12 protein-coding genes are annotated in these 15,897 nt (G+C 69.7%); 6 read left to right on the forward strand and 6 right to left on the reverse strand.

The features are described 5' to 3' along the window. Positions 1–16: 16 nt before the first annotated feature. A complete protein-coding gene (gene glnA, locus ACIRA5_RS05310) occupies positions 17–1,378 on the reverse strand; it encodes a type I glutamate--ammonia ligase (protein WP_054230834.1) in 1,362 nt (453 codons plus the stop codon). A gap of 328 nt (positions 1,379–1,706) precedes the next feature. Here glnA and ACIRA5_RS05315 point away from each other — a divergent pair, with 328 nt between their 5' ends. Beyond that, the gene (locus ACIRA5_RS05315) at positions 1,707–2,897 is read left to right on the forward strand and encodes a globin domain-containing protein (protein ID WP_403687474.1); all 1,191 of its coding nucleotides are present in this window, start codon (positions 1,707–1,709) and stop codon (positions 2,895–2,897) included. Between the two features lie 130 nt (positions 2,898–3,027). On the opposite strand, the gene ACIRA5_RS05320 is transcribed toward ACIRA5_RS05315, so the two are convergent. Further along, positions 3,028–3,483, reverse strand: a complete 456-nt coding sequence (locus tag ACIRA5_RS05320) for an Rrf2 family transcriptional regulator (RefSeq protein WP_403687477.1) — start codon at positions 3,481–3,483, stop codon at positions 3,028–3,030. A gap of 192 nt (positions 3,484–3,675) precedes the next feature. Between ACIRA5_RS05320 and ACIRA5_RS05325 the strand changes: the two genes are divergently transcribed. The 4 genes from ACIRA5_RS05325 to ACIRA5_RS05340 all read left to right on the forward strand — a co-directional run bounded on the left by ACIRA5_RS05325 (position 3,676) and on the right by ACIRA5_RS05340 (position 9,377). Next, positions 3,676–4,344 (forward strand): DUF3105 domain-containing protein, encoded by a 669-nt coding sequence (locus tag ACIRA5_RS05325; RefSeq protein WP_403687478.1) that lies wholly within the window; start codon positions 3,676–3,678, stop codon positions 4,342–4,344. 5 nt (positions 4,345–4,349) lie between these two features. Beyond that, positions 4,350–4,982: a DUF305 domain-containing protein gene (locus tag ACIRA5_RS05330; RefSeq protein WP_403688580.1), complete on the forward strand. Its 633-nt coding sequence runs from the start codon at positions 4,350–4,352 to the stop codon at positions 4,980–4,982. 563 nt (positions 4,983–5,545) lie between these two features. Then, entirely contained in the window at positions 5,546–7,456 is a 1,911-nt protein-coding gene (locus ACIRA5_RS05335) for a protease pro-enzyme activation domain-containing protein (protein WP_403687479.1), read from the forward strand. 166 nt (positions 7,457–7,622) lie between these two features. After that, positions 7,623–9,377, forward strand: coding sequence for an NAD+ synthase (locus tag ACIRA5_RS05340; RefSeq protein WP_403687482.1), 1,755 nt, complete (start codon positions 7,623–7,625; stop codon positions 9,375–9,377). 282 nt (positions 9,378–9,659) lie between these two features. Here ACIRA5_RS05340 and ACIRA5_RS05345 read toward each other — a convergent pair whose 3' ends face one another. From ACIRA5_RS05345 to ACIRA5_RS05360, 4 genes are all read right to left on the reverse strand, one after another. Then, positions 9,660–10,883: an MFS transporter gene (locus ACIRA5_RS05345; RefSeq protein WP_403687485.1), complete on the reverse strand. Its 1,224-nt coding sequence runs from the start codon at positions 10,881–10,883 to the stop codon at positions 9,660–9,662. 190 nt (positions 10,884–11,073) lie between these two features. Further along, positions 11,074–12,132, reverse strand: a complete 1,059-nt coding sequence (locus ACIRA5_RS05350) for an endonuclease/exonuclease/phosphatase family protein (protein WP_403687487.1) — start codon at positions 12,130–12,132, stop codon at positions 11,074–11,076. A gap of 225 nt (positions 12,133–12,357) precedes the next feature. Next, positions 12,358–12,978 (reverse strand): TetR/AcrR family transcriptional regulator, encoded by a 621-nt coding sequence (locus tag ACIRA5_RS05355; protein WP_352045565.1) that lies wholly within the window; start codon positions 12,976–12,978, stop codon positions 12,358–12,360. Positions 12,979–13,030: 52 nt separating this feature from the next. After that, a complete protein-coding gene (locus ACIRA5_RS05360) occupies positions 13,031–14,623 on the reverse strand; it encodes an MFS transporter (RefSeq protein WP_403687489.1) in 1,593 nt (530 codons plus the stop codon). Positions 14,624–14,850: 227 nt separating this feature from the next. Here ACIRA5_RS05360 and panB point away from each other — a divergent pair, with 227 nt between their 5' ends. Next, positions 14,851–15,738, forward strand: a complete 888-nt coding sequence (gene panB, locus ACIRA5_RS05365) for a 3-methyl-2-oxobutanoate hydroxymethyltransferase (RefSeq protein WP_403687492.1) — start codon at positions 14,851–14,853, stop codon at positions 15,736–15,738. Positions 15,739–15,897 lie beyond the last annotated feature (159 nt).

The raw sequence follows: 15,897 nt of genomic DNA on the forward strand, positions 1-15,897 counted from the left end.
CCGCTTCGACCTGCGCCTACAGCACCGGCAGGTTCTTGCGGAGCTCGAAGGCGGTGACCTCGGAGCGGTACTCCTCCCACTCCGACTTCTTGTTGCGGAGGAAGAAGTCGAAGACGTGTTCGCCGAGGGTCTCGGCGACCAGTTCGCTGCGCTGCATGAGGGTGAGAGCCTCGCCGAGGTTCTGGGGCAGGGGCTCGATGCCCATCGCGCGGCGCTCGGCGTCGGAGAGGGCCCACACGTCGTCGTCGGCGCCGGGCGGGAGCTCGTAGCCCTCCTCGATGCCCTTCAGGCCGGCGGCCAGGAGCAGGGCGTAGGCCAGGTACGGGTTCGCGCCCGAGTCGATCGAGCGGACCTCGACGCGTGCGGAGCCGGTCTTGCCGGGCTTGTACATCGGGACGCGGACGAGCGCGGAGCGGTTGTTGTGGCCCCAGCAGATGTACGAGGGGGCCTCGCCGCCGGCGCCCGCGGTGCGCTCCGAGCCGCCCCAGATGCGCTTGTAGGAGTTGACCCACTGGTTGGTGACGGCGGAGATCTCCGCCGCGTGCTTCAGCAGGCCCGCGATGAAGGAACGGCCGACCTTCGAAAGCTGGTACTCCGAGCCTGACTCGTAGAACGCGTTGCGGTCGCCCTCGAAGAGGGAGAGGTGCGTGTGCATGCCGGAGCCGGGGTGCTCGGAGAAGGGCTTGGGCATGAACGTCGCCTGGACGCCCTGCTCCAGCGCGACCTGCTTCATGACCAGGCGGAACGTCATGATGTTGTCGGCCGTGGAGAGCGCGTCGGCGTAGCGCAGGTCGATCTCCTGCTGGCCGGGGGCGCCCTCGTGGTGGGAGAACTCGACCGAGATGCCCATCGACTCCAGCATGGTGATCGCCTGGCGGCGGAAGTCCATGCCGACGTTCTGCGGGGTGTGGTCGAAGTAGCCGGAGTTGTCGGCCGGGGTCGGGCGCGAGCCGTCCAGCGGGCGGTCCTTCAGCAGGAAGAACTCGATCTCCGGGTGGGTGTAGAAGGTGAAGCCCAGGTCGGAGGTCTTCGCGAGGGCGCGCTTGAGGACGTAGCGCGGGTCCGCGAAGGACGGGGAACCGTCCGGCATCAGGATGTCGCAGAACATGCGGGCCGTACCGGGGGCCTCCGCACGCCACGGCAGCACCTGGAACGTCGACGGGTCCGGCTTGGCGATCATGTCGGACTCGTATACACGGGCGAAGCCCTCGATGGCCGAGCCGTCGAAGCCGATGCCCTCGTCGAAGGCCTGCTCCAGCTCGGCCGGAGCCACGGCCACCGACTTGAGGAAGCCCAGCACGTCCGTGAACCACAGCCGAACGAACCGGATGTCTCGCTCCTCCAGTGTCCGGAGCACGAACTCCTGCTGCTTGTCCATCTTCCGCTTCCACCCATCGTTGCTGGTCAGGTCGCCTGCTCCCACGCCTCGGGGACGGTCGGGGCACCTGAGCATCCCACCACAACACCATTTCGTACGCGTTGCGGACCATGATCGCCCGGGCGACCGCGGTCTGAACGCCTCGCGTACGGCAGGTGTCCTGCTCTGGTGCCCATACTGCCTGCTCATCCGCCTGTCTGTAATGGCCGACTCCCAGAGTCCCGCCCTGTGAGCTTTAATTTGCATCTTAGATGCAAGTTTTATTACTGTGCGGGGCAGAAACGGGGACCGCAACCCCCGTTCCGCCCCAGGCATTTGAGGAGCCCCCATGCTGTCCGAGCAGTCCACCGCCACGGTGCACGCCACCCTCCCCGCCGTCGGCGCCGCCATCGGCGAGATCGCCGACCGCTTCTACGAAAGGCTTTTCGCCGCCCACCCGGAACTGCTCCGCGACCTCTTCAACCGCGGCAACCAGGCCTCCGGCACCCAGCGCCAGGCCCTCGCGGGATCCATCGCTGCCTTCGCCACCCATCTCGTCGAGCGGCCGGACGAGCGTCCCGACGTGCTGCTGAACCGCATCGCGCACAAACACGCCTCCTTGGGGATCGCCCCCGAGCAGTACGCGATCGTGCGCGAGCACCTCTTCGCGGCGATCGCCGAGGTCCTCGGCGACGCGGTCACGCCCGAGGTCGAGGCCGCCTGGGACGAGGTCTACTGGCTGATGGCGAACGCCCTCATCGCCATCGAGCGGCGGCTGTACGCGCAGCACGGCGACGGGAGGGGCGGGTGGCGGGTCTGGGAGGTCGTGGAACGCGTCGAGGAGACCGCCGACGTCGCCACCTTCCGGCTGCGCCCGGCCGACGGGGGGCCGCTGCCGGACTTCCGGGCGGGCCAGTACGTGTCCGTACGCGTCGAGCTGCCGGACGGCGCCCACCAGATACGCCAGTACAGCCTCTCCAGCGCCCCCGGCTCCCCCGTACGGCAGATCGGCGTCAAGCGGGTGCAGGGCGAGGCCTCGGGCCCCGACGGCGAGGTGTCCAACCACCTCCACGCGCGTGTGCACGTCGGCAGCACGCTCGAGCTCTCCGCTCCGTACGGCGATCTGGTGCTCGACGACACGCACGCGCCGGTGCTGCTCGCCTCTGCCGGCATCGGCGTCACCCCGATGATCGCCATGCTGGAACAGCTCGCGCTCACCGGACACCACGCCCCCGTCACGGTCGTCCACGCCGACCGCTCCCCCGCCGACCACGCGCTGCGCGCCGACCACGCGGCGTACGCGGGGAAGCTCGCGGACGCGGCCGTCCACTTCTGGTACGAGCAGGACGCCGAGGGCGCCGGCCGCCCCGGGCGCGCGGACCTCTCCTCCGTGGCCGTCGCGTCGGGCACGCGCGCGTACCTGTGCGGGCCGCTGCCCTTCATGCGGGCGGTGCGGGGGCAGCTCATCGAAAAGGGGGTGGCTCCGGCCGACATTCACTACGAGGTGTTCGGGCCGGATCTCTGGCTCGCGCAGGACTGAGGCGGTTGACGGACAACGGATACCTGACGGCAGGCGGCGGACTTCAGGTATCAGGTATCAGATGACAGACGGCAGATGACAGATGGCAGATGACAGATGGCAGATGGCAGATTTCGTCAGGTGTCAGCCGTCACTCCGATGTCAGAGCCGAGGTCGGCCTGCCGGAGATCCCCAGCAGCAGCGGCCCCGTAGGCGCGGCGACCACGTCCGCCACCGTCAGTGGGTCCAACGAGGCGAAGAACGCCTCCTGAGCCCGCCGCAGCGCACCCCGCAGTCGGCACCCGGAGTTGAGCGGGCACGGCGTGGCCCCCTCGCAGTCGACCACGTCACCGTCGCCCTCGAAGGTGCGGACGATCGCGCCGACCGAAGCCGTACGCCCGGCTTCCGTGAGGCCGAGGCCGCCGCCTCGGCCGCGACGGGCCGCGAGCAGTCCCAGGTGCTGGAGCTCGGCGACGACCTTCGCGGCATGGGTATAGGGGACGTCCATGTCCGCGGCGACCTCGCGGGTGGTGGGGGTCGACCCGTCGGCGACGGTGAGCCGCATCAGGACACGCAGGGCCAGATCGGTGGAGCGCAGCAGCCTCATACCGCCAGCGTAGTTAATACGCATCTGTCGCTCAAATTATCCGCGGATCATCCGAACAGGGCCGTCTCCCCCCTTTGCGGGGCTGCGCCACAGAGGTCTCCTTTGGACATTCCGTGACCTCCCTTCGTACTGAGCGCCCTCGTCCCATTACCATCAGCGGACCCGACCGTCCCATCCCCATAAGGACTCGCCATGGGTTCCGTCAAGAACACCACCTCCGCGCAGCGCAAGGCGCGCATAGAAGAGATGCGCAAGGCCGAGCGTGCCCGGGAGCGTCGTAACCGGATCCTCACGATCACGGCCAGCACGGTCGTAGTCGCCGGTCTTGTCGTCGGCGGTGTCGTCCTGGTCAGGTCGCAGTCCGACGACAGCAGCACCTCGGCGAGCGACTCGAAGGGCGGCTCGGGGCACTTCGTCACGGGCAAGGACGGCGTGGAGACCTGGTCGGGGACGCTGTCCCGCAACCACGTCACCAAGACCGTGAAGTACCCGATGGAGCCCCCGGTCGGCGGCAACCACAACCCCGTGTGGATGAACTGCAACGGCGACGTCTACGGCAAGGCGATCAACAACATGAACGCCGTGCACTCGCTGGAGCACGGCGCGGTGTGGGTGACGTACAACAGCAAGGCCTCCGACGCCGACGTGAAGGCGCTCGAAGCGAAGGTCAAGAAGACGCCGTACACCCTGATGAGCCCCGTCGAGGACCAGAAGGACCCGATCATGCTGAGCGCGTGGGGGAAGCAGCGCACGGTGACGAGCGCGAGCGACCCGAACGTCGACAAGTTCTTCTCGGAGTTCGTGCAGGGCAAGCAGACGCCCGAGCCGGGCGCCGCCTGCACCAACGGTCTGTCGCAGTGAGCCAGATGCGCCAGGTGGGCTGGATCGCGGGCACCACGGCGGCGGTGCTGGTGGCCGCCGGGGCGATCACGTACGCGGTCGCCGAGAGCGACGGCTCGGGGCCCTCGGGGACGAAGGTGCCGTCGGCCGGCTCGGCGGACGCGGGTTTCGCGCGGGACATGGCGGTCCATCACCAGCAGGCCGTCGAGATGTCGTACATCGTGCGCGACCGTACGGACAACGTGGAGGTACGGCGGCTCGCGTACGACATCGCGCAGACGCAGGCCAATCAGCGCGGCATGCTGCTGGGCTGGCTCGACCTGTGGGAGCTGCCGAAGGTGTCGGCGGACGCGCCCATGACGTGGATGGGCATGGGCGACATGGCGTCCGGCAAGGACGGCGCGCTGATGCCCGGCATGGCGACCAACACCGAGATGAAGAAGCTGAACACGCTGAGCGGCAAGCAGGCGGAGGTCTTCTACCTGCAGTTGATGACCGACCACCACAAGGGCGGCATCCACATGGCCGAGGGCTGCGTCGCGAAGTGCGCGGTCGGCGTGGAGAAGAAACTCGCGCAGGGCATGGTCGACGCGCAGCAGTCGGAGATCCAGCTGATGGCGGACATGCTCAAGGAGCGGGGCGCGAAGGCCCGCGACTAGGCCGAGGACGGCCGAGTGTGAACGGCTGTGTGTGAACGGCTGTGTCTGAACGGCTGCTTCTGAACGGCTGTGCGTGAACGGGTCCGGGGTATCGAATCCCGGACCCGCCCGTCCCTCTCCGCCGGGTGCGCGGCCACGCCGCCCTCGGCACCCCTGCCACCCCGGCCGTCCTCATCAGGCGTGGACCCGGCCTTCATGACGCGATCGGCCCCGGGGTGCCTTCCCGTCGCCGGGGCGAACCACGAACCTGCCGATGTCGCCATACGCTCACAGAAGCTGGGAACCCCTTTACAAGAAAACGAGGGATATCCCTACATCCGGGGCGAGGGTGACGTCATACCGTCCCAAATGCCCTTCATTCGCGGCCACTTGGTGTTTCCTTGGCCTTCTCATTCCCCTGGCATGAACGGTTCATCGCCAGAGTGACCCCAGCGTGATCCATTCCCTGTGTCCGCAATTCCGGCACACGGTTTCGCACATCACGAACGACCACACATGCGACGAACCGCATCGCAGGGGGTTTTATGAGATCCAATCGCGCCACCATGCGCGCCGGAGTGAGCATGGCAGCGACACTGCCGCTGCTCGCCGGCGCGCTGGCGCTCGGTATACCCACGGCCAACGCCGCGGACGGTCCCAGCCGGGACACCCTCACGGGCACCAAGCCCGCGTGGGCCACGGCGAAGGCGGACAAGGGGGCCGCGTCCGACAACTCCCAGGTCTCCGCCCGGGTCTACCTGGCCGGCCGGAACGCCGCCGGTCTGGCCGCGTACGCCAAGGCCGTGTCCGACCCGAACTCGGCCTCGTACGGCAAGTACCTCAGCGCCAAGCAGACCCAGGCCCGCTTCGGTGCCACCAAGGCGCAGGTCGCCGCGGTGACCTCGTGGCTGAAGTCGGCGGGCCTGAAGGTCACCGGCACCACGCAGCACTACGTCTCCGTCACCGGTGACGTGGCCGCCGCCGAGAAGGCGTTCGGCACCCAGCTGCACAACTACACCAAGGGCAAGAAGACCTACCGGGCGCCGTCGAAGACGGCTTCCGCGCCGGCCGCCCTCAACGGCGCCGTCCTGACCGTCACCGGCCTGGACAACGCCCCGCACAAGGCGACGCACGACGACACGCTGCCGCCCCCGGACGCGGTGTTCAAGAACTCCGGGCCGTTCTCCTCGTACTTCGGCTCGAACACCGCGAGCACCCTGCCGGACGCGTACGGCAAGAAGATCCCGTACGCGGTCGAGGGCTACACGGGTAAGCAGCTGCGCGCCGCCTACGGCGCGGGCAAGCGCACCGGCAAGGGCGTGCGGGTCGCCATCACCGACGCGTACGCCTCGCCGACCATCGCGTTCGACGCGGCCACGTACGCCAAGAAGCACGGTGACTCGGCGTACAGCAGCAGCCAGCTGCGTCAGGTGCTGCCCGGCACCTACACGCAGACCGAGGAGTGCGGGGCGGCCGGCTGGTACGGCGAGGAGACCCTCGACGTCGAGGCCGTGCACGCCGTCGCGCCGGACGCGAACATCACGTACGTGGGTGCGGCGTCCTGCCTCGACAACGATCTGCTCGACTCGCTGAACAAGATCGTCGACAACCACCTGGCCGACATCGTCTCCAACTCGTGGGGCGACATCGAGGCCAACCAGACGCCGGACCTCGCGGCCGCCTACGACCAGACGTTCCAGTTCGGCGCGGTCGAGGGCATCGGCTTCTACTTCTCCTCCGGTGACAACGGTGACGAGGTCGCCAACACCGGCACGAAGCAGGTCGACACCCCGGCCAACTCGGCGTGGGTGACGGCGGTCGGCGGTACGTCGCTGGCGGTCGGCAAGGGCGACACGTACCAGTTCGAGACCGGCTGGGGCACCGAGAAGGCCGCCCTCGCGGCCGACGGCAAGAGCTGGACCGGCTTCCCGGGCGCGTTCACCTCGGGCGCGGGCGGCGGCACCAGCAAGACCGTGGCGCAGCCCTTCTACCAGAAGGGTGTCGTCCCCGGCGCGCTCGCCACGGCGGGCGGCACGACGGCCATGCGCACCGTGCCGGACATCGCGGCGGTCGCCGACCCCAACACCGGTTTCAAGGTCGGCCAGACGCAGACCTTCCCGGACGGGTCCCAGCAGTACAGCGAGTACCGGATCGGCGGCACCTCGCTCGCCGCGCCGGTGATCGCGGCCGTCCAGGCCCTGGCCCAGGAGGCGCGCGGCGGCAAGGCGATCGGTTTCGCCAACCCGTCGATCTACGCGAAGTACGGCTCCAAGGCGTACCACGACGTGACGGACACCCCCACGGGCTCCGAACTCGCCGTGGCGCGCGTGGACTTCGCCAACTCCATCGACGCGTCGGGCGGTCTGCTCACCTCCGTCCGCAGCCTCGGCAAGGACAGCTCCCTGAAGGCCGTGCGCGGCTACGACGACGTCACCGGTGTGGGCACGCCCGCCTCGGGCTACGTCGAGTCGTACCGCTCGCACCACGGTCGCTGACGGTCCTCCGTCACCTCTCCGCTGCGCCCGCCCCTCGTCGAGGGGCGGGCGTCCGCGTTTCCGGGCGGACCGGCGGCCCAGCCGTGCCGGATACCCCGTGGGGGTAAGTTGTCCGGGTGGGGCGCCCCACACCCCATTGTGTCGCTCTGACGATTACACTGGGCCCGTGCCTCAACTACGCCTCGCCCTGAATCAGATCGACTCGACCGTCGGTGATCTCGCCGCCAACGCCGAGGCGATCGTCCGTTGGACCCGGCACTCCGCCGAGCAGGGAGCGCATCTGGTGGCGTTCCCCGAGATGGTGCTGACCGGGTATCCCGTCGAGGACCTGGCCCTGCGGTCGTCCTTCGTCGAGGCCTCCCGCGCGGCGCTGCGCGCGCTGGCCGCGCGGCTGGCCGACGAGGGCTTCGGGGAGCTGCCGGTGATCGTCGGCTACCTCGACCGGTCCGAGACCGCCCAGCCGAAGTACGGGCAGCCGGCCGGCGCCCCGCAGAACGCCGCCGCCGTGCTGCACGGGGGCCGGGTGGCGCTGACGTTCGCCAAGCACCACCTCCCGAACTACGGCGTGTTCGACGAGTTCCGCTACTTCGTACCCGGCGACACCATGCCGGTCGTACGGGTGCACGGGGTCGACGTGGCCCTCGCCATCTGCGAGGACCTCTGGCAGGACGGCGGGCGCGTGCCGGCGGCCCGCTCCGCCGGGGCCGGGCTGCTGCTGTCCATCAACGCCTCGCCGTACGAGCGCGACAAGGACGACACCCGCCTCGAACTGGTGCGCAAGCGGGCCCAGGAGGCCGGCTGCACCACCGCCTACCTCGCCATGATCGGCGGGCAGGACGAGCTGGTCTTCGACGGCGACTCCATCGTGGTCGACCGGGACGGGGAGGTCGTCGCACGCGCGCCGCAGTTCGCGGAGGGGTGCGTCGTACTGGACCTGGAGCTGCCGGCGGGCGCCGCCGAGCCGGTGACGGGTGTGGTGGACGACGGGCTGCGCATCGAGCGGCTGGTGCTGTCGCAGGAGCCGCTGCCCGCGTACGAGGCGGAGCTCGCCGGCGGGTACGCGGAGCGGCTCGACGCCGACGAGGAGGTCTACTCGGCGCTGGTCGTCGGACTGCGGGCGTACGTCGCGAAGAACGGGTTCCGTTCCGTGCTGATCGGGCTGTCCGGCGGCATCGACTCGGCACTGGTCGCGGCGATCGCGTGCGACGCGCTGGGCGCGCAGAACGTGTACGGGGTGTCGATGCCGTCGAAGTACTCCTCCGACCACTCCAAGGGGGACGCGGCGGAGCTGGCGCGGCGGACGGGGCTGAACTTCCGGACGGTGGCGATCGAGCCGATGTTCGACGCGTATATGTCGTCGCTGGGGCTGACCGGGCTGGCCGAGGAGAACCTCCAGTCGCGGCTGCGGGGCACGATGCTGATGGCCATCTCCAACCAGGAGGGGCACATCGTGCTGGCGCCGGGGAACAAGTCCGAGCTGGCGGTGGGGTATTCGACGCTGTACGGCGACTCCGTGGGCGCGTACGGGCCCATCAAGGACGTGTACAAGACGTCGATCTTCCGGCTGGCGGAGTGGCGGAACCGGGCGGCGGCCGAGCGGGGGCAGACCCCGCCGATCCCCGAGAACTCGATCTCCAAGCCGCCGAGCGCGGAGCTCCGTCCCGGCCAGGTCGACACGGACTCCCTCCCGGACTATCCCGAGCTGGACGCGATCCTCGAGCGGTATGTGGACCGGGACGAGGGGGCGGACGGGATCGTCGCGGCGGGGTTCGACCGGGAGCTGGTGGTGAAGACGCTGCGGATGGTGGACACGGCGGAGTACAAGCGCCGGCAGTATCCGCCGGGCACCAAGATCTCCGCCAAGGGGTTCGGGAAGGACCGGCGGCTTCCGATCACCAATCGGTGGCGCGAGCACGCGTGACCTTGCCGGGGGGCGGCAGGGGGTGTTGTGCGGGTGGGTGAGGGCTGGGCGCGCAGTTCCTCGCGCCCCTCAAGGCCGCTGTCCGTCCGTCGGCGTTTGACTGACCGACGGTGGGGGCTGGGCGCGCAGTTCCCCGCGCCCCTCAAAGCCGCCATCCGCCCGTCGGCGTTCGGCCGACGGACGGTGGGGGCTGGGCGCGCAGTTCCCCGCGCCCCTCAAAGCCGCCGCCCGCCCGTCGACGTTTGACTGACCGACGGTGGGGGCTGGGCGCGGGGCCTTGTGTCAGTGGTGGGCGTGTTCCGGGTGTGGGGGGACGTGGGTTGCGACCAGGCGGCCCGGCGTGGGGGCGGGGACCTCGGCGCGGCGGCGGTCCACGGCGTACGCCGTCGCGGCGACCGCGAGGCCGAGGACGGCGAGCAGAGCCCCCGCCAGCGCGGGCGACGTCGTACCGAAGCCAGCGGCCAGCGCGACGCCGCCGATCCACGCACCGCCGGCGTTCGCGAGGTTGAACGCGGCCTGGTTGGCGGAGGACGCCAGGGACGGCGCCGCGGAGGCCTTCTCCATGACCATCAGCTGGAGGGGCGAGCCGGTGATGAAGGCGGCGGCACCCAGGAGGGTGACCGCGACGGCCGCACTCCACTGGGCGCTCATGAGGACCGGGAAGAGGGCGAGGACCGTGACCAGCGAGACGAGTCCGCCGAAGAGGGTGCCGCGCAGGGAGTGGTCCGCGAGGCGGCCGCCCACGAGGTTGCCGACCGTCGCTCCGACGCCGAACAGCGCGAGCAGCAGCGTGACGCTGGAGTCGGCGTACCCGGCGGCGTCCGTGAGCATCGGCGTGATGTAGCTGTACGCGGAGAAGAGGGCGCCGAAGCCCGCGACCGTCGTGCCGAGGGCCAGCCAGACGGGGAGCGAACGCAGGGCGGCCAGCTCGCCGCGCAGACCGCCCGTGGGGCCGTGCGTGTGGTCGCGCGGGATGAGGAACGCGAGTGAGGCTATCGCCGCCAGACCGATCGCGCTCACGCCGAGGAAGGTGGCCCGCCAGCCGAAGTGCTGTCCGATGAAGGTGGCGACGGGGACGCCCGCGATGTTCGCGACGGTCAGGCCGAGGAACATCAGCGAGACGGAGCGCGCCTTGCGCTCGGGGGCGACGAGGTTGGTGGCGACGACGGCGCCGACGCCGAAGAAGGCGCCGTGCGGCAGACCGCTGACGAAGCGGGCGGCGAGCAGCCAGTGGTAGTCGGGGGCGAAGGCGGAGAGCGCGTTGCCGGCCACGAAGAGCCCCATCAGGGCGATGAGGACCTTGCGGCGGGACATCCGGGCGGTGGCCGCGGCGAGCAGCGGGGCGCCGATCACCACACCGAGGGCGTAGGCCGAGACGAGGTGTCCGGCGCTGGGGATGGATATGTGGAGGTCGTCCGCGACGTCGGGCAGCAGGCCCATCATCACGAACTCGGTGGTACCGATGCCGAAGGCGCCCACGGCTAGGGCGAGCAGGGCCAGAGGCATGAGGGGCCTTTCAGAGGAGCGGAGTGCAAAGAGGAGAACAAGACGGGCGGGGACGCGACCGGGTTCGTGGGCGTGCGCCCCAGTGGCCTGGGGCACATGCGCGCACGGACGCGCCCGTGCACACCGGTGTGCACGGGCTCTGTAAGTTCACCTGTGGAACAAAGTCTCGCAGGCCCAGTATTCCAGGAGGTTAAGATCCGATTGCCGCGAGCTTGACCCGGGCTGCGATCGGGAGGTGATCACTGCCGGTCCTGGGCAGGGTCCAGGAGGTCACCGGCTCGACGCCCTTGACCATGATCTGGTCGATCCGGGCCATCGGGAACGACGCGGGCCAGCTGAACCCGAAGCCGCTGCCCGCCGCGCCCTGGGTGGAGCGCATCTGCGAGGTGACACCGTTCAGCGCGCGGTCGTTCATCGTGCCGTTGAGGTCGCCGAGCAGGATGACCTGCTGCAGTGACTCGTCGGCGATCGCCTCGCCGAGCGCGTCGGCGCTCCGGTCGCGCTGGCGGGCGGTGAACCCGGCCTGCAGCTTCACCCGGACCGAGGGCAGATGGGCGACGTACACCGCGACCTGGCCGTTCGGGGTCGTCACCGTGGCGCGCATCGCGCGAATCCAGCCGAGCTTGATGTCGACGGGCTTGGTGCCGCTCATCGGGTACTTGCTCCACAGCCCGACGGTGCCCTCCACGGAGTGGTACTTGTACGTCGGGGCGAGCGCCTTCTCGTACGTGGGGACCGCCGTGGCCTTCAGCTCCTCCAGGGCCACCACGTCGGCGCCGGACGCGGCCACGTCACGGGCGGTACCGGAAGGGTCCGGGTTCTCCGCGTTGACGTTGTGCGTGGCGACGGTCAGGTCGCCGCCGGCACCGGTCCGGTCGGTGAGCAGTCCGCCGAACAGGTTCAGCCAGACGATCGCGGGCAGCACGACGGCGATCAGGGCGGTCGCGGACTTCCGCACGAGGCCGAGGACCAGCAGGACGGGGATGAGGATGCCGAGCCACGGCAGGAACGTCTCGGTGAGACTGCCGAGGTTGCCGATCCTGTTGGGGATCTGCGCGTGCAGCAGCATCACCAGGGCGAGGATCAGGGCGAGCGCGGCCAGGATCAGTCCGCGGCGCCAGATGCCGCGGTCGCCGCGCCATGAACCCAGCGCGCGCCTGAGCTTGTCCAGCAGGCGCCGAAGCCGGGGACCTCGACGCTCGGGCCCCGAGCCGTCGCTGCCCGTCTCCGTCACGTACGCCTGCGCCATACCGTCGCCTCACAACCTGCCGTGCACACCGTCAGCCCCTCGGCTACGACCCTAGGGGATGATCGGCGTCGATCTCGCCGTCCGGGGACGGCCGTACGGGCACGAGGACGAACAACTCGGCGTCCGGAGTTCCGAATACGGGGCGGAGCGCGGCCTCTGTGACGAAACGCGCACATTCGGCGCATCGGCCGAGAGGATGAATGCGAGGATGGATGAGAGGACGCCCTAGGGCCGGTCGGGACGCAGTCCCGCGAGTACCGTGTCGACGATCTGTTCGGCCAGGTCTTCGGGGAGTTCGGCGTCCGGGCGCATGACGGCGCGTACCAGCATGGGGCCGACGAAGAGGTCGTTGATGACCTCGATGTCCACGTCGTCGCGGAGCTCGCCGTCCCGCTGTCCGCGGCGCAGGACCTCGAAGGTGGTCAGGCGCCGCGGTTCGATGACGATCGCCTGGTACGCGGCCCAGATCTTGGGGCTGGACTTGATCTGGGCGTAGACGTTGTGCAGGAGCGCCGAGGAGCGGCTGGCCAGGCCCCGCTGGCGCAGCGGCTCCAGAAGGGCTATCAGGTCGTCGCGCATCGAGGTGCCCGGGAGTTCGGTGTCCGGGGGCTCGGTGGCGCGCATGACGTCGACGAAGAGTTCCTCCTTGTCGCTCCAGCGGCGGTAGATGGTCGCCTTGCCGACGCCCGCGGTCCTGGCCAGGCGTTCGATGGAGATCTCCGCGAGGGGGACGCCGTCCTCCAGGAGTTTTATCGCGCCCTCGATGATGGAGCGCTCCACGGCCTCGCTGCGGGGACGCCCCCGGGGGGACCCCTCTTGCCTGGCTCGGCTGTCCGCGAGGCTCACGTGTCGCTCCTTTCCTTGGTGGTGCTGGCGCAATTCTCCCTGCAGCGCCCCGTCAGTGCTCGGCGGCCACCAACTCCGTCTCCTCCTTGCCCTGTTGCGGGGTCGAACTGCGGCCCGGCAGGAACAGGGCCACGATCACGGCGCCGACCAGCGCGATGCTCGCACCGCACAGGGCGGTGACGTGCATGGCGTGCAGGAAGGCGTCGTTGGCCGGGGTGATGAGGGCGTCGCCCCGGGGGCCGAGCTTGGCGGCGACGCCGAGGGTGGCCTCGATGGACTCGCCCGCGGTGTGCCGCAGGCCGGCCGGCAGGAGGGTGAGCTTGTCCTCGATGCCGCTGCGGTAGGCCGAGGAGAGGACCGAGCCGAGGACCGCGATGCCGAGGGCGCCGCCGACCTGACGGAAGACGTTGCTCAGGGCGGAAGCGGAGCCGGCCTTCTCACGCGGCAGGGCCTGCATGATGACGACGCTCGTCGGGGTCATGATGTGCGCCATGCCGGTGCCCATGAGGAAGAAGATGACCTCGAGGAGCCAGATCGGCGTGTCCGCGTCCAGGGTCGCGAAGGCGCCGAGCATCGCGGCGAGCAGCACCAGGCCCGCGGTGCACGTGGCCCGGTTGCCGAAGCGGTCGACGACGAGGCGGGCGCGCGGCGCGAAGAAGAGCTGGGCCGCGGCGAGCGGCAGCAGCAGCACACCGGTCTTCAGCGGCGAGTAGCCTCGCACGCTCTGGGTGTAGAAGACGGAGAAGAAGGTCACGCCCATCATCGCGAAGAAGACGAGCGCGATCGCGGCGATGGCGGCCGAGAAGACCTTGTTCTTGAAGTAGCTGATGTCGATGGACGGATGGTCGCTGCGCTTCTCGTAGATGACGAAGCAGGCGAGAACGGCGATTCCGGCGCCGATGGTCGCGAGGACCGCCGCGTCGGTGAAGGAGGCGAGCTGGCCGCCCTTGATGATGCCGTAGACGAGCAGCACGAGCCCTATGACCGAGAGGACGACGCCGACGAGGTCGATGCGGCCGGGGCTCGGGTCGCGGGAGTCCGGGACCAGCCAGGACATCAGGCCGAGCGCCAGCAGCACGATCGGCACGTTGATCAGGAAGACCGAGCCCCACCAGAAGTGGGCGAGGAGCACGCCGCCGGTGATCGGGCCGATGGCGATGGCGATACCGACACCGCCGGCCCAGATGCCGATGGCCTTGGGCTGCTCCTCGCGCTCGAAGACGTTCATGAGGACGGCGAGGGTGGCGGGCATCACGAAGGCGGCGCCGAAGCCCATCAGCGCGCGGAAGACGATGAGCTGGACGGGTGAGCCGGCCTCCGCGGCCAGCGCGGAGCCGGTGCCGAAGACGGCGAGTCCGGCGAGCAGGACCTTCTTGCGGCCGAACCGGTCGCCGAAGAGGCCTGCGGTGAACAGCAGCCCCGCGAAGACGAGCGTGTAGGCGTTGATGGCCCACTCCAGCTCGCTCTGGGTGGCGCCGAGTCCGGTGGGCGCCGGCGTCGAGATCGTCTTGATCGCGACGTTGAGGATGGAGTTGTCCAGCACCACTATCAACAGGCTGAGCATGAGCACGCCGAGAATGGCCCAGCGGCGCCGATGGACCGCCTCGGGCACGCGCCGTTCGACGTGGGCTGCGGGAGTTGTCATGGGGCCGAGCCTAGCGATTTTCGATACGGGACCGTCTCGTATCGTAAATCCTTTACAGAGACCTTACGAAGAGATGGGTCTACGGTCCACCCGCGACCTACATCGCGGGTGGACCCGAGACGTACATCGCTCGACCCGGTCTGGCCCCCGGTGGCACGAGGTGCCACCATGTAGGGGGTCCGGGGACGCCGTCAGGGCGCCTCGAGATGACAGAAGGAGCCGTTGCGATGACGCAGCTTTCGGCTGCCCCGAAGCAGCCCGTGGAGGGTGTGCGGGCGACCACCGACAGCAGCAAGGCGCTGTACGGGGGCAAGAGCACCCGCCGCATCACGGTCCGCGACATCACCACAGCCAAGGAACGCGGCGAGAAGTGGCCGATGCTCACCGCCTACGACGCGATGACCGCGTCCGTCTTCGACGAGGCCGGTATCCCGGTCATGCTCGTCGGTGACTCGGCGGGCAACTGCCACCTGGGGTACGAGACGACCGTCCCCGTCACCCTCGACGAGATGACGATGCTGTCCGCCGCGGTCGTGCGCGGCACCAGCCGCGCCCTGATCGTCGGCGACCTGCCCTTCGGGTCGTACCAGGAGGGCCCCGTCCAGGCCCTGCGCTCCGCCACCCGCCTGGTCAAGGAGGCCGGGGTCGGCGCGGTGAAGCTGGAGGGCGGCGAACGCTCGCACCGCCAGATCGAGCTGCTCGTGGAGTCCGGCATCCCCGTGATGGCGCACATCGGCCTGACCCCGCAGTCCGTGAACTCCATGGGCTACCGCGTCCAGGGCCGCGGCGAGGAGGCCGCCCAGCAGCTGCTGCGCGACGCCAAGGCGGTCCAGGACGCGGGCGCGTTCGCGGTCGTCCTGGAGCTGGTCCCCGCGGCGCTCGCCGCCGAGGTCACGCGCACCCTGCACATCCCTACCGTCGGCATCGGCGCGGGTCCGGAGACCGACGCGCAGGTCCTGGTGTGGACCGACATGCTCGGCCTCACCGGCGGCAGGGTGCCGAAGTTCGTGAAGAAGTACGCCGATCTGCGCGAGGTCATGGGCAACGCGGTGCGCGCGTTCGCTGACGACGTCGTCGGCGGAACGTTCCCTCTTGAGGAGCACTCGGTCCACTGAGCACCTGGGGCCCAGGACTGCCTGGACCCACTGAGCCACTGCGGCACCAGGACAGCCCGCCGATTTCCCCCGTCGGCGGGCTGTCGCCGTACGTGAAGGGCACGCACCACGGCGACAGGCGCGAACGTCTGTCAGCGATATATCGGTGAGCGTACGGCG

Source organism: Streptomyces sp. NPDC096311, from assembly GCF_044763085.1.
Classification (GTDB): domain Bacteria; phylum Actinomycetota; class Actinomycetes; order Streptomycetales; family Streptomycetaceae; genus Streptomyces.